Source organism: Spirosoma fluviale, assembly GCF_900230225.1.
GTDB classification, from domain to species: domain Bacteria; phylum Bacteroidota; class Bacteroidia; order Cytophagales; family Spirosomataceae; genus Spirosoma; species Spirosoma fluviale.
This window is the reverse complement of the sequence record NZ_OCNH01000002.1, coordinates 18,469-37,566: the sequence shown is the minus strand read 5'-3', so window position 1 is coordinate 37,566 and position 19,098 is coordinate 18,469. Positions and strand designations below refer to the sequence as shown.

Genomic DNA, 19,098 nt, shown 5'->3' with positions numbered 1-19,098 from the left:
CCGTTATATTACCAGCAGACAACATCTGGCCATAACACAAAAAGAGAGTATTTAGATTTTCCCATTAACTATGAAAAGCAACTGGAAATTATTAGCGTTGATGGCACTCCTGTCGAGTGCCATAACGCTGGCCGCTTACAACCTGTTGGGATTCAACAACCGGGATGTGATTTTTAACGAAGCGTCGCCTATTCAGCAGATAACAGGCCGTCTGGCATCGATGCCCGGTGGACCAAACGCTGCACCGGGTGATTTCTCCACGGCCGCCGAAGCCGTATCGCCAATGGTTGTACACATTCGCACGACCATGACCCGTACTGTACGCCAGCAACAGGTTCCCGACATTTTCCGGGAGTTCTTTGGTGATGAATTTGGTGGTGGTCAGCGGCAACCTCGCCGTCAGCAGGGTCAGGCATCTGGCTCGGGTGTGATCATCAGCAAGGACGGTTATATTGTAACGAACAACCACGTGGTACAGGATGCCGATGAGGTTGAAGTGATCATGACCGACAAACGCAGCTTTAAAGCGAAAGTAATTGGTACCGACCCACTGACCGACCTTGCCGTTATTAAAGTAGAAGCTAACAATCTGCCAGCTATTACGCTGGGGGATTCTGATGCCCTGAAATTAGGCGAATGGGTATTGGCCGTTGGTTACCCGCTCGATCTGGAATCGACCGTTACGGCCGGTATCGTTAGTGCCAAAGGTCGCCGGATTGGTATCCTCGACCAGAATATCAGCAAAACGGATGCAAAACCCGATTCACCGGTTGAAGCCTTTATTCAGACGGATGCTGCCATCAACCCTGGTAACTCGGGTGGTGCTCTGGTTAACCTTCGTGGCGAATTAGTTGGCATCAACTCCGCTATCGCTTCGGCAACGGGTTATTACAGTGGCTACGGTTTCGCCGTACCGGTATCGCTCGTGAAGAAAGTTTCTGCCGACCTGCTCAAATATGGTAACGTGCAACGCGGTTATATCGGCATTCTGCCAATCGAGTTGAACAGCACGGTGGCTAAAGAGAAAGGGGCAAAAATCGGCCGTGGCATTTACGTGGAGAGCGTTGTTGAGAAAGGCGCTGCTGAAGCCGCAGGTCTGAAAAAAGGTGACGTTATCGTAAAAATGGAAGGACAACCGCTGGATTCGGACGCGCAGATGCGTGAAATTATCGGTCGTCGTCGTCCGGGCGATGTCGTGAACGTAACCGTTAACCGGGATGGTACCGAACGCGACTTTAAAGTGGAGCTTCGTAACCGTAATGGCGGGCGCGATGTGATCAAAAAGGCGGACGTTACCGCAGCTAATACCTCATTAAGCACACTGGGTGCCAGTTTCGAAGAACTATCTGCTCAGGAAGCCAAACAACTCGGTGTTACCGGCGGGGTGCGGGTTAAGAAAATTACGGATGGCAAGTTAGCTGAAACCGATGTTGAAGAAGGTTTCATTATCGTAAAAGCAAACGGTAAGAACGTCAAAACGACCAAAGACCTGCAAGCCATTATGTCGACCGTGAAAGAAGGCGAAGGCCTGATGCTGATTGGTATGTACCCCAACAGTTCACGGATGTACTACTACGCAGTGCCGGTGTAATAGTCGATAAGTTGTAAGTCAGTAAGTAGCGTCGGGTTCTTAAACCCGACGCTTTTTTTGTATACAAAGTGAACAAAAAAGCGGTCGGGTTTGAGAACCCGACCGCGCAGAAAATCACTTACTGACTAGTTTACTCAAAGTAATTCAGAACCTGATGGCCACTGTTGGCGAGGAGTTGATCACGGCGGAACAGGTCAATGTCAGCGCTCATCATGTCTTTCACCAGCGCTGGAAGGTCGTATTTGGGTTTCCAGTTCAGCTGGGTCATCGCTTTGGTTGGATCACCCAAGAGTAAATCCACTTCGGTTGGACGGAAATAGCGTGGGTCGATACAAACAACGGCCTTGCCGACTTCAACGACGAAATCAGGATTTGTTGAACTCACAACAGTGCCTACTTCTGCAACGCCTTCACCCGTAAACTCCAACTCAACACCGATTTCAGCGAACGACATCCGCACAAAATCCCGAACGCTGGTTGTTACACCCGTCGCGATAACGAAATCTTCGGGCTTTTCCTGCTGAAGAATCAGGTACATGGCTTCTACATAATCTTTAGCATGGCCCCAATCGCGGAGGGAGTCAAGATTACCCAGATACACTTTATCCTGAAGGCCCAGCCCAATTCGAGCCACAGCGCGGGTAATTTTGCGGGTTACGAAGGTTTCGCCCCGTAGCGGTGATTCGTGGTTGAACAGGATACCATTGCAGGCATACATGTTGTAAGCTTCCCGGTAGTTGACCGTAATCCAGTAACCATAAAGCTTGGCTACGGCATAGGGAGAGCGCGGGTAGAAAGGAGTTGTTTCGGACTGTGCATGACCCTGAACGCCACCGTACAGTTCAGATGTAGATGCCTGATAAATACGCGTCTTTTCGGTTAAACCAAGCAACCGGACTGCTTCCAGAATACGCAGCGTACCAATACCATCTACCTGAGCCGTGTACTCTGGCTCATCGAAACTAACCCGTACGTGCGACATGGCACCGAGGTTATAAATCTCGTCGGGCTGAATTTCCTGGATAATCCGAATAATGTTAGTCGAATCTGATAAATCACCATAATGAAGCTTAAAATGTACGCTTTTCTCATGCGGATCTTCATACATGTGATCAATCCGTTGCGTGTTGAAAAGTGAACTACGGCGTTTGATACCGTGTACTTCATATCCTTTTGCTAACAGTAACTCGGCCAAATAAGCCCCATCTTGTCCGGTAACTCCGGTAATTAACGCTTTTTTCATAGCATTCGATAACTGGCGTGGCCAATTCCTAAATTTCCATTATATCCTCAAAGATAGCCTATGTTACTAAAAGTCTGTAGCTTATTTTATCGACAGGCTCCGCCGTATGTCAACTTTGTCCGGTTGGAGTTGAGCAGAGTCAATCATCCGTTTAACTAATGCATAGTAACGTTCGGCATCCATACGTCGCATAAAGTCGCCGATCTTCAGTCGGTACGTTGGTTGGTTATAGCTTAAATAGGGGCTCAACTCCGGGAAGTTTTGCGTAATAAGCTGCCGCATGGCATCAACTTCCTGGCGTTGCGTACCTACATATACCTGGATACGAAAGCCAGGGGCATAGCGTATCGACCGATTTTGCGCAGCAATGGTATCGAGTACCATATCGAGTCGTCGATTAATATGCATGGCCTCAATAGGTGCCGCAGGTTTCCGATTTTCTGGTTTTCGGGCAGTAGGAACTGGAGTTGTAGTTGGTATTGGTGTAGTTACTTTACCAGAGGATACTGAAGTAGGCCGGTAAACAGGTCGTACTGACGATAAATCTTCGTTGTAACTATTGTAATCAACCGTAGACCGGCCCGACGTAACGGAGCGGTTGCTGGCACAGCCCATCATTAGCAAACCCAAAACAAGTATACCGCCAAGTTTACCCTTCATAACTAGTCTTTTGTAAGAGACAAAAATAACCTTTTTGTCATTGTAATACCCTAAACGTTGGGCAACCCTATGAAGCCCTCCTCTATTTTGGTTAATTTTGGGCATTCATCATGTAAACTACATGCTAAATTTACGAAGCCACGTTTCGCTCAAACCCTATAATACATTCGGAATTGATGCCAAGGCGCGGTATTGGGTTGAGATTAGTCATGAAGAAGATCTCCGGACGTTACTTCAGCTAACTGAGTTTATTGACCAGCCCAAACTAATTCTGGGGGGTGGCAGTAATGTCCTGCTGTGCCGTGATTTCAGCGGCCTGGTCGTCAAAATCAGCATTCAGGGTATTGATGTTGTACGTGAAGACGATACGCATGTTTATCTGACCTCCGGAGCGGGTGTTGGCTGGCATGAACTGGTACAGTTTTGTGTCAAACAGGGCTACGCGGGTATGGAAAATCTTTCCCTTATTCCGGGTACCGTTGGGGCAGCGCCAATGCAGAATATTGGCGCTTACGGTGTTGAGCTGGAACAGGTGTTTGAGTCGCTTACTGCTATTCATATACGCACCGGAGAGCGAAAGACGTTTACCCATGCAGACTGTGCGTTCGGTTACCGGGAAAGCGTTTTCAAGCGGGAGTTGAAAGGCCAGTATATCATTACGAGTGTTACGTTTCAGCTCGATAAGCAACCGACGTTTCATACCCGTTATGGGGCTATTCAGGAAACACTGGCTGAGATGGGCGTATCAGACGATACACTTTCGATCAAAGCCATCAGCGAAGCCGTGATCCGGATTCGGCGGAGCAAACTCCCCGACCCGGCACAGATTGGCAATGCGGGAAGCTTCTTCAAAAATCCGGAAATCCCGAAAGTCCAGTTTGACGCGCTAAAAAACGAGTTCCCAACCATACCCGGCTACCAGCTGGGCGACGAGGTGGTGAAGATTCCGGCGGGCTGGCTTATTGAACAGGCTGGCTGGAAAGGCTACCGTACCGGCGACGCGGGCGTTCATGCCAAACAGGCACTCGTATTGGTCAACTACGGTAACGCCACGGGCGATGATATTCTGGCACTTGCCAAACGGGTGCAAGAGTCCGTACAAGCCAAATTTGGTATAACAATTACGCCAGAAGTAAATGTAATCTGAAAGTCGCAAACGAAAAGAAGGACCAACAAGTGCTTGTTGGTCCTTCTTTTCGTTTGCGACTTTCAGATTTTAGTCAAAACAGAGCGAAGCAGCCCCCAGCAGACCTGCATCGTTCCCTAAGGTAGCGCGCTTAATGCTTAACCCATTTTTGTAATACGGATTGAGCCAGTAATCGAGTGTTTTATTAACGGCAGGTAAGATGTAATCAAACGAGGCCGAAAGTCCCCCGCCAATCAATACCTGTTTTATATCCAGTATTTTAATGAGAGCGGCCAAGCCTTCGCCCAGCATTTCGCCCACCTCGGTCCAGATTTGAAGCGCCAGTTCATCACCTTCAGCGGCAGCCGCTACCAAACCCGTTGTTGAGATGCTATCGTCGGCAGGTAGTTGCGTTTCGCCTTTGTAATCGCGCCGACGCTCGTTGGCTAAGTCCAGGAGTTCTTTTTTGCCAATGTTACGTTCCAGCACCCGCCCGTGGCGAGAAGGAATATGGCCGGGTTCCATAGCGTTGCCATCACCACCCGTAAAGATCTTTTTATTGATAATAGCCGCACCGCCAACACCCGTTCCGAGGGTGATGAAAATATAGTTCTCCGTTATCTTCTCTTCGGCAAAGTAGTATTCGCCCAGGGCGGCTGCATTAGCATCGTTAGCCAGAAAAAACTGAGTCCCCGGGAATCGCTTGCTCAACAAATCAACCATCGGTGTACCGTTGATCTCGGGAATTGCCGTAATTTCAAGGGGAATCGTGCGCTCGCGGTTGATCATACCGGGCAAGCCGATACCAACCTTTTTTACGTCTTTATTCGATAACAATTGTAAGGCAACTGCGTCGCCGAAGCGATCGACAAAGTGACCCGATTCCCGCCAGCTGATGGTATCGTGGCTATAAAAATTGGAGATTTTACCGGTATTTGCATCGACAATACCCATTTTGACGTTCGTACCGCCGACGTCAATACCCAAATACTCAACGGAAGCCATTCGTAATAATAATCAGTTAATAGTGAACAGTTATCAGGTCAGGAACGGATGAATTAGGCGCAAGATACGAAAAGTAGGTGGTGGTTGGGCATTTGTTACCGGTGGTTCACCTGCTTACTTCGTTTACGGCGCGTTGACTTTAGTTAAATATCGCCCAGTTGAGGGCGAATTAAGATCTCTTCGATGACAGCACTTTTGGAAAGACTGTAAGCAGCCCAGGCGCTATCGGCAACGTCGTCGGCCTTCAGGAAGCGATCTTCGGGCAGTTCGGTTCCCTCCCAGCTGGCTGTTAGTGTAGCACCGGGCAGTATAGCAGTCACCTTCACATCATGCGGTTTCAGCTCTTCGCGCAGAACGCGACTCATGCCCAGCAAGGCGAATTTTGAGATGCAGTAAGAGCCTCCGTTGGTATAGGCCGTTATACTGGCGGTTGAACACATCATAAAAATATGTCCCCGCCGACGGGCAATCATATCGCCCACCAGGCCCCGTGTGAGGTGGTAAGCGCTTGCCACATTGGTATTCATAAGCTGCTCAAAGGTCCCCTCTGCTTCGTTATGAATCTGCCCCGGCTGAAACACACCGGTATTATTGACCAGCACATCAACGGGTCGTTGCAGGGAATGAATGTACGTAAGCAGACTATTGACGCCATCGCGGGTGGATAAATCGGCCGCAAAGGGGAAAAGGCCCGGCCCTTCCACATTCTCTACCGAACGGGCACAAACGACGGCATCGAAGCCCTCGGCAATAAATCGGTTGGCAATGGCGCGTCCGATGCCTTTTGAGCCACCGGTTACAACAACTAATGGATTCATATACGAAACATGATCTGTTTTATACCCATTAGCTAGCTTATTAGCGGTTAACATCCGGGATAAACGAGGCTGCAAGTTACGTCAGAAACCATTCTGTCTTTACTAGGGTTCTCCCGAATGAATACTATCAGAACCTCCCTGACAAGATTCAATCGATTTTCTACACGCTTTTATGTCACGAATAGGCAGTTACTTTCTCTTTTTAGGCACTCTTTTCCGCAATCGGGAAAAACTCAGTGTTTACCTCGGCCTGATTTTAAATGAATGTACCTCCATTGGTGTTGGCTCTATTTTCATCGTCGCCCTGGTTAACATCTTTATCGGGGCCGTTACCTGCGTTCAAACGGCTTACAACCTCACCAACCCGTTTGTGCCGAAGTATATTATTGCGCTGATCGTTCGCGACAGTTCCATTCTGGAATTGGCCCCAACACTGTCCTGCATTGTCCTGGCTGGTAAAGTTGGGTCCAACATTGCCAGTGAACTGGGTACGATGCGTATTACCGAACAGGTCGATGCGCTGGAAGTGATGGGCATCAATTCGAGTTCTTATCTAATTCTTCCAAAGGTTATTGCATCGGTGCTGATGTTTCCGCTGCTGGTTATTATGGCGGCTTTTCTGGCCATTCTGGGCGGCTATATTGCCGGCACACTGGCGGGTGTTATTTCAGCGGAAGAATACGTAAACGGGCTTCGTTTCGATTACAAGCCTTTCGGTGTTGTATTTGCCCTCATCAAAACCGTGGTGTTTGCGTTCCTGATTTCAACGATCTCAGCCTTTCAGGGCTATAACGTTAGCGGGGGAGCACTCGAAGTAGGTGCTGCTTCGACATCGGCCGTTACCAACAGTTGTATCGCCATCGTTGCCGCCGACTTCGTTCTGACCCAGTTGTTACTTACGTAAATTTTGAATGCGAGAATGATCGACATTAAAAACATAACGAAATCATTCGGGGACCGACAAGTGCTGGCTGGTATCGACGGTAGTTTCAAACCCGGTGACACCAGTTTGATTATTGGTGGCAGTGGCACTGGTAAAAGCGTGTTGCTCAAATGCATGATTGGCCTGATTGCACCCGATACGGGCGAAGTGTTGTATGACGGACGTAACTTCCTGACCAGTGATTTAAATGAGCAGAAGGCCATTCGTCGGGAAATGGGCGTCCTGTTTCAGGGATCGGCGCTGTTCGATTCCAAAACGGTGCTGGAAAATGTCCGGTTTCCGCTCGATATGCTTACCGAACAGTCGGAAAGTGAGAAAGTTGACCGCGCTCAGGAATGCCTGCGACGCGTAGGGCTGGAAAATGCAGGAGATCGGATGCCGTCTGAAATTAGTGGTGGGATGAAAAAACGGGTAGGTATTGCCCGCGCTATTGTCCTTAATCCCAAATACCTGTTTTGCGATGAACCTAACTCGGGCCTCGATCCACTCACGTCGATCAAGATCGACCAACTTATCTCCGAAATTACCGACGAGTATCAGATAACGACCGTTGTCATTACGCACGATATGAACTCGATGATGGAGATTGGTGAACAAATCATGTTTCTCTACGAAGGAAAGAAACTCTGGCAGGGCGACAGCAGCACCCTTACGAAGTCGGGCGTGAACGAGTTGAACGAGTTCATCAACGCCAATAAGTTGATCCGGGAAATGGAGAAATAAGTGGAACCCTATTTTGTGAGGTAGATGATCGGATCAAAATGACCTTGTTGGATTGCCGGGCTAACCGACGCGTTTGCTCGATGAACTCCTCTTGCGACATCAAGGGCTGTCCGGAGACTATTCGGATTAATCGCTCGTTCCGCGCTTTGTGGTAGTCGTTCAATTCGATCTCTTTTGCTTTCTTCATCAGCGTTAGAATTGTTCATTATTAAGATAGTAATTAAACCAATAATCCGCTTAAAAACGCCAGCGGGCCTGCACTTTCACTTCCGACTTGTGGGGCGCATTGATCTGGTCGAGGTCGGAGCCAACGGTATCCTGATTAGTGAGGTTAGTTCTGGCCCAGCGAACCCAGATGTCCAGATGGCGGCTCAGGTTATATTGAGCCAGCACATAATGCCGGACACCCCGATTATAATAGGCTGGAAAGGAGAAAGCATAGAGCACATCCCGCTCGTACACATACTGGCGGCTGTCGTAATCGTCCGTCCCGTACAAAGCTACCCGGCCACTCAAACTTAGTCGTTTCACTTCCAGCGTGGCATCCTGCACCACTGCAAACCCAAGCGACGCCGGCTGACCAGCGTAGCGAAACCCACCCCACTGCATCCTTGACCGAAGCCTCAGACCAGGTATCAGGGTATAATCGGCATTGAGTGCATAACTAAGACGAGTGGTACCAACAACCACTTTTACTTTATCGACAGTGAGGTTTTTCTCTTTATGCTCTTCGTGATAGACACCGTAAAAGGCCGTTTGCCGGTTGGGTGTATACCGGATCTGGAGTAGATAATCGAACCCCCTAGACGGCCTATCTACCAAATACTTTAGCCACGGGAAGCGGAAATAATCAACAAACCCACCCACCGACAGCTTTCGATAAACCGTGTATTTCAGACCTACATAAGCCCCTGACTCATTGATTGTGCGACTGCCTTCGCTAAACCCGTTGCTGTAAAAACTATGGAAGTTCCGGTCGTAATGCCGAAGTGTAATGGCCAGATCAAGCTTTTTCGTTAAACTCGCCAACGCCCCCGCAACGGCCCCTATACCACCCGAATTCGTAGCGGAACCACTGCTGTGGGCCACTTCGCCGAACAGGTTCCAGTTATGCCGGATGTACCCGCCGTGCAAACCAACCACCAGGTTTCGGGTACCCGTAAACTCATATCGGTTATAAGGCAAATTACGCCGTTGAAAAAACGTATCGAACGTCGTTTGCAGGACCGTCAGGCCAACTTGCTGCTGGCTACGGGTATGGTAAAGTAAGTGAAAGCCGACGTTTGTTTCGAGCTGGCTACCCCGGTCGTCCAGTTCAGATAGCGTTCGGTGCAAGCCGGATGTTTGCAGAGACGTCGCCACGATACCCGTTCCCAGGCTATCCGCAGCCGTGTTCGCATCGCGCCGGTTGCGAGCTGCCATAACCGTCAGGTCGATGTTTCTGTGAACGGCATAGGTAGCCGATATACCCCGAAAATAACCGTATTCGGAGAGGGAAGTGTAAGGACGGGCACCCAGCGTCGGTCGGCGGACGGTCTGTACCGTTTCGGCACTTTTGCCCAGGACAAAGCCCGCCGATAGCACCAGCCCCTGTCCGATTTGTAATTGATAATCACCCAGCAGAATGTTTCGCCATTTACCCCGATTTTGCAATTGTGCATGAAACGATATGTAATCGGCCCCATACTGACGTGCCGATGGTTGCCAGTTTATCATTTCGCCGGGGTCTTTTTCCACCGTTAACCCAAGGCTAAAGGCGCGGGGACGGCTGTAGCGGTAGCGGGCGTACCATTGGCCCGAGCTACCCAGATAACGAGTTGGGAGATTCCCTTTTTTATCGGGAGTTGCTTCCGAAAAGCCTTTTTGCTGTTCCAATACCTGTTCGTAGCGCAAAATCAGGTAGTTATCCGTGGGTGTGGGCAAGGCACCAAACAAGCCTGGAGTGCCAGTTATTGTTACAAAGGGCAATAGTTTCCGGATGGTGGGCAAGTCGAAATCCGGAACGGCCTGTAGCTCGTTGATAGACAGTAAATCACCAAATTCAGCGCGATAAGCGGCCAGATTACTTAACTGGCGTTCGGAGAGCAGGTAAGTAGCTTCCAGCTCATCGCGGGTGGCCAAATTCAGGTCTATTGGATTGGCGTAGAGTTGCGTCAGCGCGTCGTAGACAGCGGCATAGTCGATCCCTTCCGTCTGTACCGGAAATAAATCCTGCAAATACCGATTCAAGGCATCAGCCGATGGCTCTGCCTCCCGGTTGCTGGGTCTGTTACTTTGTGAAAAAGCCGGAGAAGCGATTAGCCAACCGGTAACCGCAAACAGGTAGATAAGCCGCAAAGCCCTTTGTGATAAATAAGTTACACATACGAACTTAGACGGACGCAGGACAACAAAGCCACAAACTTACCCCAGAAGTATACTTGTTAAAATTTTATGCAAACCGACGCTTCAGAATTTCGACCAGTTCACTTACTTCATCGCTGCTCATATCCCAAAGGTATTGCGACGCGTAGCGGTACGAAATCAAATCGAGCGCCTGACCATAATTGTTGAGCGTATCAATCTCTTCTACAGCCTGATTGTAGGCGCTGGCATTGCCATTGAAAAGTTGGTTTATAAACCGGAACTTCTGGTTTAGCGAGATACTCCGCGCAATACTTTCGATGGGTGCCCGGTGAAACGTTTCGGCAACGGTCGTCGGTTCAGAGAAAGTAGCTTCGCGCAAAGTGTCATTCAGCGTGGGGGGCGCATCAGCTGTACCCGCAGATCGGGCAGTATCTGCCGCAGGGCGTTGCACTTCCGGGCCAGCTGCCGACAACTGCGACGGTTGTGTACTTGGTGCTACCGGCTCCGGACCGGCAGTATCGCCCAAGAACATTGCCCCCTGGGCACTGGACTCTTCCGTATTGCTGACAACAGTTTCAAAATAAGCGTGTGATGGAACAGCTGGCTTAGGTTCAGCGCCAGTCGTTGCTAGCTCCTGAGCCACCAGGGGAGCGGGCGGAACAGAGGCTTCGGTTGCAGTATCAAAGAAAGACCGCAACGGAGCCGCCAGGATAGCATCCGGCACGTGACTTCGTAACAATACCGACACGTCCATCGGTAATTTTTCCGAGAAGAGTTCGACAAACGTATCGTATTTCTCTACATCATGTCCCCGCTGCGTTAGCACTTCATCCAGATAGGTCAATGCCTGAGTCGCATAGATGAACGGTTTCCCGTTCATCCGTTGCAGAATATGCGTTGGAATGAACTGATTTATTTTCGTATAGCGGATGACTTGTTTCAGCGCATCGGCCGTGAGGGTAAACTCCGGCTGGCTGCGGAGCATATCATCAAAATAGGCCCGGGGGTCAAAAATCATGATAATGGCCCGGCGGGTAGCGTCGGCCAGAAGTGGTTCCAGATGTTCACGACGAACGGAAATATATTGCGACACCACGTTCATGAAGTTGCGCAAAGCTTCCTGAACCTCTTCATTCGTAAAGTCGAAATAAGGGCTGCGGAACTTAGCCGCATCGGCCTGCCATTTGTCAGATAAACTACTAATGACAAACAGATTGATCTGGCTAATAGGCGTTAGCGATAAAATCTGCTGCCCGTTCATTGTAGAATGCTGCTGATAGAAGTCAGAAGCGATCCGGCGGGCATACGACTTGCTGTATTCAGAGAGGGCGTTGGCGTTAAACTTGTTCGACATCAGGAAAAGCCTTTGTTTTGTAAATATATAACTTTCGGCTACAAACCGGCTGTTATCAATGAAGAAATCAAATGCAGCGGGTTCTGCTCCATAGTTTAAGCCAACGATGGGTAAGCCGTGTGGATAGATGAAACAGTATTCGTTTCTATTCTTCATTGTCCCCCATGGTTGAGTTGGCCACCCGGCTGTATTTATCAGTCTTTTTGATCTATATCAATGTTTATTGAACCCTCCCGTCGTCGCGAACCACCTCATCTTCGTACCGGATGGATTGAAGTAATCTGCGGCTCGATGTTCTCCGGAAAAACGGAAGAATTAATTCGCAGACTTACCCGTGCCCAAATAGCGAAGCTGAATGTCAAAATCGTTAAACCCGCTCTCGACACTCGATATCATGATGAAAATATCGTTTCGCATTCTTCGATTACGATTTCATCCATTCCTGTGCAAACAGCGGGCCAAATTTTAACTTTAGCGGGAAATTGTGACGTGGTTGGTATCGACGAAGCTCAATTTTTCGACCAGGAAATCACCGATGTCTGTACGCAACTGGCCAATCAGGGAAAGCGAGTTATCGTTGCCGGACTGGATATGGATTTTGCCGGTAAGCCCTTTGGGTGCATGCCTCAACTACTGAGCATTGCTGAGTACGTCACGAAAGTCCACGCCATATGCGTTGTATGTGGTGATATAGCTCAATACTCTTATCGGCTAGTGCCATCTAAAGAGCGTGTACTTCTGGGCGAAACGGATAGTTACGAAGCCCGCTGCCGACGGTGCTTTAATCTTGGTAAAGATGCGGGTAGAAAAGAGTGGGCTTATGAAGACGCCGACAAGGATGCATGAGAAGTTGTATTTTTCGTATACTAACATAAAGCACAGCTTGATTCAATCCTGGCTTTTATTACCCGTACTTCTGGTATCATTCCTCCTTTGTTATCCATCATTTGCCCAGATTGGTAGCTGGCAAACGCACGTTAGCTACCAATCCGGACGCTCTGTGGCGGTGGTTGGTACAACCGTGTACGCGGCCACCCAAAACGGTTTCTTCTACTACAGTAAAACCAATGGAGAGATAACCACGCTTGGCAAACAGGATGGTTTGAGCGACATTGGCATCAGCCGTCTGTTGTATCTACCCGACCAGAAGCGGCTGCTCATCGCCTACCAAAACGGTAATATCGACTTCTTGAACCTTTCCGATACCAACGAGCCGGGCACTGTTAATAATGTAAACACAATCGTTACGGCCTCGGCCCTACCTATCGCAAGGGGCATCAACCACATCAATCGAGTTGGCTCATCGGCGTATCTGAGCACCGACTTCGGCCTTGTTGTTCTGGATTTGCTGAAGAACGAAATCCGGGATACGTATTTCAGTCAGCGAGCCGATGGAACACCCCTCCCTGTCTTTCAAACGGCCGCAACTACTGATAGCCTCTATGCTCTAACCGCGCCAATACGGGTTACGGATACCGGCCGTCGGCTTCGGGCGGTGCGTTTCGCGGCCAATCTAAATATCGCCGATCCCGCCAACTGGAAGCCGGTTCCCGAACCGGGACAACAACTTGAATCCATTGTTAGCAACCAGGGGCGATTGTCGGCCAGCGTCAACGGACAAGGGATTTATGAACGACAGTCGGGTGGCTGGGTACTGACGCAGGCACTCACAAGTCCACTTATCCGGCAATTTCCGAGCGCGACCGGACTACTGGTGGTGACCAATCAGGCGGTAACGGCTCCGGGTATTGGTTCAGTTACGGGTTCTTTACTGAGTGACCCACGGGAGGCACTGGTCGATGGCACCACGGTATGGGTTGCCGACGCGTCGAGCGGTTTGCTGGCAGGTAATGCCGGTACGTTCCAGCGCATCACACCGGAAGGTCCGACCCGCGATTTCTTTGCCCAGCTGTATACATACGCCCAAACGCTGATCGCCTTGCCAACCGGTCCATTAGACGTCACACTGCTTTCGGGTAGCCAGCCGCCGGTAAATGTGCTATCGGTGTCGGCTGAACGCTGGGCTAGCAGTCCGGTTGCCGGTCTGGCGCGTGGGTTCAATGCAGCCGCCTATATATCGGCCGAGCAAAAACTTTACCTGAGCAGTTTCGGCGGAGGACTCTGGAGCCAGATCGACGGACAGGCCACAACGGTAGTTGCCACAACGGCAGTTGCCTTGCCCGCAACGATTAGCCCCTTTATCACCAGCCTGGCCTCTGACATCGACGGAAACCTGTGGCTCACAACCGGACGAACAACGTCTACTCAGGCAACTTTGCACGTTCGCCGACCTGATGGACAGTTTCAGTCCTTTCCGGCCGTCAATCAAACAAACATCGTCCAGATTGTCCCCGACGATAATGGTTTTCTGTGGCTTCGTCCCGATCTAGGGGGCGGCTTGCAGGTTTTTGACCCCCAAACGAATCGAATCCGGTTTTTAGGCACCGGCACCGGGCAGGGCGGCTTATTGACCAACACCATTCGGGCGCTCTCGAAAGACCGGACGGGGGCTATTTGGGTAGGGACGGATCTGGGTCCAACGGTTTTCGACAATCCGGCGGGCGCGTTCGATGTAGCCATTGACGCCCAGCCTCCCGTAATTAACGGGCGTCGGTTGCTGGCCAGTGAGCTTATTACGGCCATTGCCGTTGATGGTGGCAACCGAAAATGGCTGGGTACCCGGAGCGGTCTGTATCATGTTGCGCCCGACGGCTCACAATTGCTCAACACATTTACCGCAGCCAACAGCCCTCTACCAAACAATATGGTTCAGGCACTGGCCATCGAGCCGATCAGCGGCAAAGTGTTCATCGAAACCGGAACGGCCGACCGGCCAAATGGCCTGGTTTCCTACCAGGGCACAGCTACAGAACCGGCTTCGGCGCTTAGCAACCTAACGATCTTCCCTAACCCAGTCCGCCCGGACTTTACGGGTACGGTTGGTATCAATGGCCTGACTGACAATGCAACGGTCAAAATCCTTGACGCGGGTGGTCAACTCGTTTATGAAACCCGGTCGCAGGGGGGAACCGCTACCTGGAGCCTCCGCGATTACCGGGGCCGTATGGCCCAAACGGGCATTTATCTGGTTGTGGTTGTCTCCGCCGACGGTTCAGAAGGGCTGGCCGGGAAGCTGGCCGTTATTCGTTAATAACCCATCCGTCGCGCTTACTGTCCTCCTCCTTTGCTATCGTCGTTGCGAATTTTCCGGCTCTGTTTACCCCCCGAACTCATTTGGCCAAACTTATAGCTCAGCGTCAGCCGCACCGAGCGATTGACGAACATTGACGTATTCTGCGCCGTAAAACTCGGAGCGAATTGCTCACCAGTTATCCGAACACTGCGGTTGAACGGGTTATTGACATTCAGCGTCAGCGTGATCTTCTTGTCCATCAACTCCTTCTTGGCCGACAGACCGTAATAATACCAGCCTGAGTTCCGGCTTTGGAGGGAAATCCAACCCGAGCCAACATAGCCATTGGCCTGTATCGTAAGGTCTTTGGGCAGTTTATACGATACATTTGGGCTTACACTCCAGACCCAGCCATTTGTTCGCTGGTTGAGAGCCAGACTAGTCAGGTCTACATAGGTAAGATCGGTGCTAACGGTCATATTAAGCTGCTTACTCGGCTGAAGCGTCAGGTTCATATTGGCCCCGTAGCTGGCATTACGGCCAATGTTCTGGGGCGTCGTTAGCGCAACACCCTGTGGATTAACCGTCGACAGCCATTCAATAGCGTTGTTTGTTTGCCGCCAGAACAGAGCCGCATTGAACGACGAGCCTTCTTTCCCGAATGTACTGTACGACAGTTCCGTAGCATGAGTCAGCTCAGGGTTCAGGAATGGGTTGCCCGTCTGGATGTTATTGGGGTCACTGGCGTTGCGGAACGGGTTCAGGTACCAGATCAACGGTCGGGAAATTCGCTGTGTGTAGCTGACCTTAACCGTGTGTTTCTCCCGAAGGGTTTTTGCCAGGGTAAAACTCGGAATCAGGTTCTGATACTGGCTATTGAAAGCGGTCTTCGTCGATACAAAATCGCCCGATATGGTTGTATGCTCCAAACGAGCCCCTGCCGTCAAATTCCACTTCCGTTTTGTATCGATTTTCAAAGAGGTATACCCGGATACTACCCGTTGATCGTACATAAAATCGTTGGAGCGGCTCGGATCGAGCTTATAATCGGCATCGAGTCCGGTGGTTGCCTGTTCAACAACAAACTCACTGCCGATACTCCGCTGAATGGCTTTGGCTCCGGCTTCCAGTTTAATATTGAGGGTATCCCGTTTGGTACGTGCTGTAAGCGGGTGCGTGTAATCGGCCTGAAACGTGTATTCGTTGTTGCGGCTCAGGTTCGTGCTGCGCTCCAGATACGTGGGCACTTCCGAACCCATGTTGTTTTGCCGGATGGTGTAGTAATAGTTGTCCGGCATCCGGGCGTACTGCGTCAGCAGGGAAAATTCCTGCCCCGGCTTTTTGAACGACTTGGTCCAGCCGAGGTTAAACTCTGTGTTCCCGTAGGGATTTCGGAATTGAATATCGCGGTGATACGCCTGTAACAACCCACCCTGTGCATCGGTCAGACGGCTGTCCAAGGTGCTGTTCATGGGAAAGTTTCCGCCCCAGGCGTTGGCCGAGAAATTAATCCGGTTCGTTGTGTCGGGGTCGTAATCGAGACTCATCTCGCCATAGCCACCGGTGCCGGTATTATCTCGGTAAGTACTCTGGCGAAGAATACTGGTTGGCACTCCAGCGGATAGCGACGTGCGGGTACTGGTATTTTCGCCAATGTTTCGGTATTGGTAGCCATTGAGTGAAATAGCCAGCCCCAGTTTTTTACCCTTCACGTTTAAATTACCGCCCAGCGAGCGATTCAGATTACCCGCCGTGGCATTGACCGTTCCGTTCGTTCCCTGTACCGCTTTTTTAGTGATAATATTGATAACCCCCGCCGACCCTTCGGCATCGTATTTGGCACCGGGGCTGGTGATCACTTCTACCGACTTAATATTATTGGCAGGCATCTGTTTCAGTGCGTCGGCCAGATTACGCGCCATAATACTCGACGGCTTCCCGTTGACCAGCACCTTGATGTTGCCACTCCCGCGCATTTTCAGGTTACCGTCCAGATCAACCGTCAGCATGGGCACTTTTCGCAGTACATCGGCGGCAGTTCCACCCGTATTCGACGCATCTCGCTCGGCGTTATACACAAGTCGGTCGCCTTTGTCTTCCACCAATGCCTTTTGCCCAACCACATCCACCTGCTTCAAACTACGGCTGTCCAGCGCCATTGTAGTGGGCGGTAAGGTCACAATCGGCTTTTCGGCGGTAATCGCAATGTTATCAATCGTTCGGCTACGATAGCCAACAAAAGAAATGACAAGTTTATACGTGCCAAAAGCTATTTGTTCAATAGAAAAACTTCCCTTTTCATCCGTAGTGACCCCTTTTAGTAGGGTTCCGTTGGGGTTTTGTAGCGCCACCGTCGCAAAAGGAACGGTGTTGGTCGTGGTAGAGTCGGTGAGTATACCGCTGATACGACCTGGGTTTAGTTGAGCAAACGTCAATAATGGCATCAGCCAGAAAGCAATCAGGAAAAGGTTTTTCATAACGACAGGTTATAGGCAAAAGGCAGTAAATCAGTTCATTGTTCAGGCTTATCGACTTGGGGCTGATAGCGTTGACGCAAAGCTATGTGGCTTCCAGGCAAGGATATATGTCGTTATGGAAATTTAACATGTTGCCCAACTGGCTGACTGTTTTCAAGGGATGGGAAAACGGGCGGATTAGTTGCATCCTGCCCTCGATAAATCGTTAATTTCTGTGAATACAACGATAGCCTCCTGATTTTGCCAGCCGTTTTTACGTGTAACAGAAGCCGTCCTGAGCCAGAAAATCATGATAGGCCGGGATTCATTTAAGGCCGATGTTGGTGCTCACAAAAGAAGCCTGAAAAGCAATTTGATGAATCAGGGCATTTTGCCTAATTTTGACCGTTTTTTCTGCCATCTCGTTCACGTACCAACCAGACCCGAACGAGTAACCAAATGCAATCAACGCACTCATTATGAGAGAAATACAATTCCGTGAAGCCCTGCGGGAGGCAATGACGGAAGAAATGCGCCGGGATCCGAAAGTTTATCTGATGGGCGAAGAAGTCGCTGAATACAACGGAGCTTACAAAGTCAGTCAGGGAATGCTGGATGAATTTGGGCCTGAGCGGGTTATTGATACCCCCATTGCCGAGCTTGGTTTCGCCGGTATTGGCGTTGGATCGGCCATTAACGGACTACGGCCAATCATTGAGTTTATGACCTTCAACTTCTCGCTCGTAGCGATTGATCAGGTCATTAACTCAGCAGCTAAAATTATGTCGATGTCGGGTGGCCAGTATTCCTGCCCCATTGTATTCCGTGGACCAACGGGTAATGCCGGGATGCTGTCGTCACAGCACTCGCAGAACTTCGAAAACTGGTTTGCCAATACATCCGGTCTGAAAGTGGTCGTTCCGTCAAATCCATACGACGCGAAAGGATTGCTCAAGTCGTGTATCCGCGACAACGACCCCGTCATTTTCATGGAGTCGGAGCTGATGTACGGCGATAAAGGCCAGGTTCCGGAAGAAGAATACCTGATTCCGATTGGCCAGGCTAATGTTGTTCGGGAAGGAAACGACGTTACGATTGTGTCGTTCGGCAAGATCATGAAAGTAGCTCTGGCGGCTGCCGATGAACTAGCCAAGAACGGTGTGTCGGCGGAAGTGATCGACCTGCGCTCGGTTCGCCCCATCGACTATGCTACCATTATCAAATCGGTTAAGAAAACGAACCGCTGCGTTATCGTTGAAGAAGCCTGGCCATTAGCCGCCATTTCGTCGGAGTTGACCTACAATATCCAGCGGAACGCATTTGATTATCTGGATGCGCCCGTTGTTCGGGTCAACAGCATGGACTTGCCGTTGCCTTATGCACCTACCCTTATCGAAGCCATTTTACCGAACGTAAAGCGTACGTTGCAAGCGGTAGAAACGGTGATGTATAAGAAATAGACGTACTGATTTCTATAGAAAAAAGCGTCGGCCTGCCAGGTCGACGCTTTTTTGTTCGCCTGATTTTAACAAACTGAGTTAATCAGCTTGATCTTAACACGACTTTATAAGGCGTAATAAACAAAAATACCCGGCCGCTTGAGCGTGGCCGGGCAGATTGATCTTGCATAGTTGTAGGTAAAACCAAGTTGTACCTGAATTAGTTTTGACCTTGAAAAATAATCAAATAGTTTTTCGTAT

At 50.1% G+C, this 19,098-nt stretch carries 14 protein-coding genes; 7 read left to right on the top strand and 7 right to left on the bottom strand.

Annotation, left to right across the window (positions count from 1 at the left end; genetic code table 11):
* Positions 1–70: 70 nt before the first annotated feature.
* Positions 71–1,591: a Do family serine endopeptidase gene (locus tag CRO74_RS11010; protein ID WP_097126127.1), complete on the top strand. Its 1,521-nt coding sequence runs from the start codon at positions 71–73 to the stop codon at positions 1,589–1,591.
* Between the two features lie 130 nt (positions 1,592–1,721).
* Here the strand turns inward: CRO74_RS11010 and gmd are convergent, their stop codons facing one another.
* Both gmd and CRO74_RS11000 read right to left on the bottom strand, forming a co-directional pair.
* Positions 1,722–2,834, bottom strand: a complete 1,113-nt coding sequence (gene gmd / locus CRO74_RS11005) for a GDP-mannose 4,6-dehydratase (RefSeq protein WP_097126126.1) — start codon at positions 2,832–2,834, stop codon at positions 1,722–1,724.
* A gap of 81 nt (positions 2,835–2,915) precedes the next feature.
* Complete coding sequence (locus tag CRO74_RS11000; RefSeq protein ID WP_245877820.1) at positions 2,916–3,494, bottom strand: SPOR domain-containing protein; 579 nt, start codon at positions 3,492–3,494, stop codon at positions 2,916–2,918.
* A 121-nt stretch (positions 3,495–3,615) separates the two neighbouring features.
* Between CRO74_RS11000 and murB the strand changes: the two genes are divergently transcribed.
* On the top strand, positions 3,616–4,641 hold the full coding sequence (gene murB, locus CRO74_RS10995; protein WP_097126125.1) for a UDP-N-acetylmuramate dehydrogenase: 1,026 nt from the start codon (positions 3,616–3,618) through the stop codon (positions 4,639–4,641).
* Between the two features lie 69 nt (positions 4,642–4,710).
* Here the strand turns inward: murB and CRO74_RS10990 are convergent, their stop codons facing one another.
* Positions 4,711–5,625 carry an ROK family protein gene (locus CRO74_RS10990; RefSeq protein ID WP_097126124.1) on the bottom strand — a complete coding sequence of 305 codons (915 nt, stop codon included), beginning with the start codon at positions 5,623–5,625 and terminating at the stop codon, positions 4,711–4,713.
* 143 nt (positions 5,626–5,768) lie between these two features.
* A complete protein-coding gene (locus CRO74_RS10985; RefSeq protein WP_097127069.1) occupies positions 5,769–6,443 on the bottom strand; it encodes an SDR family oxidoreductase in 675 nt (224 codons plus the stop codon).
* A gap of 172 nt (positions 6,444–6,615) precedes the next feature.
* Here CRO74_RS10985 and CRO74_RS10980 point away from each other — a divergent pair, with 172 nt between their 5' ends.
* Entirely contained in the window at positions 6,616–7,347 is a 732-nt protein-coding gene (locus tag CRO74_RS10980; RefSeq protein ID WP_097126123.1) for an MlaE family ABC transporter permease, read from the top strand.
* Positions 7,348–7,362: 15 nt separating this feature from the next.
* Positions 7,363–8,109, top strand: coding sequence for an ABC transporter ATP-binding protein (locus CRO74_RS10975; protein WP_097126122.1), 747 nt, complete (start codon positions 7,363–7,365; stop codon positions 8,107–8,109).
* Positions 8,110–8,346: 237 nt separating this feature from the next.
* Here the strand turns inward: CRO74_RS10975 and CRO74_RS10970 are convergent, their stop codons facing one another.
* Together CRO74_RS10970 and CRO74_RS10965 are read right to left on the bottom strand one after the other, a co-directional pair.
* Positions 8,347–10,446, bottom strand: a complete 2,100-nt coding sequence (locus tag CRO74_RS10970; RefSeq protein WP_097126121.1) for a ComEA family DNA-binding protein — start codon at positions 10,444–10,446, stop codon at positions 8,347–8,349.
* Between the two features lie 94 nt (positions 10,447–10,540).
* Positions 10,541–11,809 carry a DUF8457 domain-containing protein gene (locus CRO74_RS10965; RefSeq protein WP_097127068.1) on the bottom strand — a complete coding sequence of 423 codons (1,269 nt, stop codon included), beginning with the start codon at positions 11,807–11,809 and terminating at the stop codon, positions 10,541–10,543.
* A 216-nt stretch (positions 11,810–12,025) separates the two neighbouring features.
* Here CRO74_RS10965 and CRO74_RS10960 point away from each other — a divergent pair, with 216 nt between their 5' ends.
* Positions 12,026–12,655 carry a thymidine kinase gene (locus CRO74_RS10960; RefSeq protein WP_097126120.1) on the top strand — a complete coding sequence of 210 codons (630 nt, stop codon included), beginning with the start codon at positions 12,026–12,028 and terminating at the stop codon, positions 12,653–12,655.
* A 37-nt stretch (positions 12,656–12,692) separates the two neighbouring features.
* Positions 12,693–14,960, top strand: a complete 2,268-nt coding sequence (gene porZ / locus CRO74_RS10955; protein WP_245877819.1) for a type IX secretion system anionic LPS delivery protein PorZ — start codon at positions 12,693–12,695, stop codon at positions 14,958–14,960.
* Between the two features lie 17 nt (positions 14,961–14,977).
* Here porZ and CRO74_RS10950 read toward each other — a convergent pair whose 3' ends face one another.
* Positions 14,978–17,419 carry a TonB-dependent receptor gene (locus CRO74_RS10950; protein ID WP_097126118.1) on the bottom strand — a complete coding sequence of 814 codons (2,442 nt, stop codon included), beginning with the start codon at positions 17,417–17,419 and terminating at the stop codon, positions 14,978–14,980.
* 458 nt (positions 17,420–17,877) lie between these two features.
* Between CRO74_RS10950 and CRO74_RS10945 the strand changes: the two genes are divergently transcribed.
* Positions 17,878–18,858 carry a pyruvate dehydrogenase complex E1 component subunit beta gene (locus tag CRO74_RS10945; protein ID WP_097126117.1) on the top strand — a complete coding sequence of 327 codons (981 nt, stop codon included), beginning with the start codon at positions 17,878–17,880 and terminating at the stop codon, positions 18,856–18,858.
* Positions 18,859–19,098: the final 240 nt, after the last annotated feature.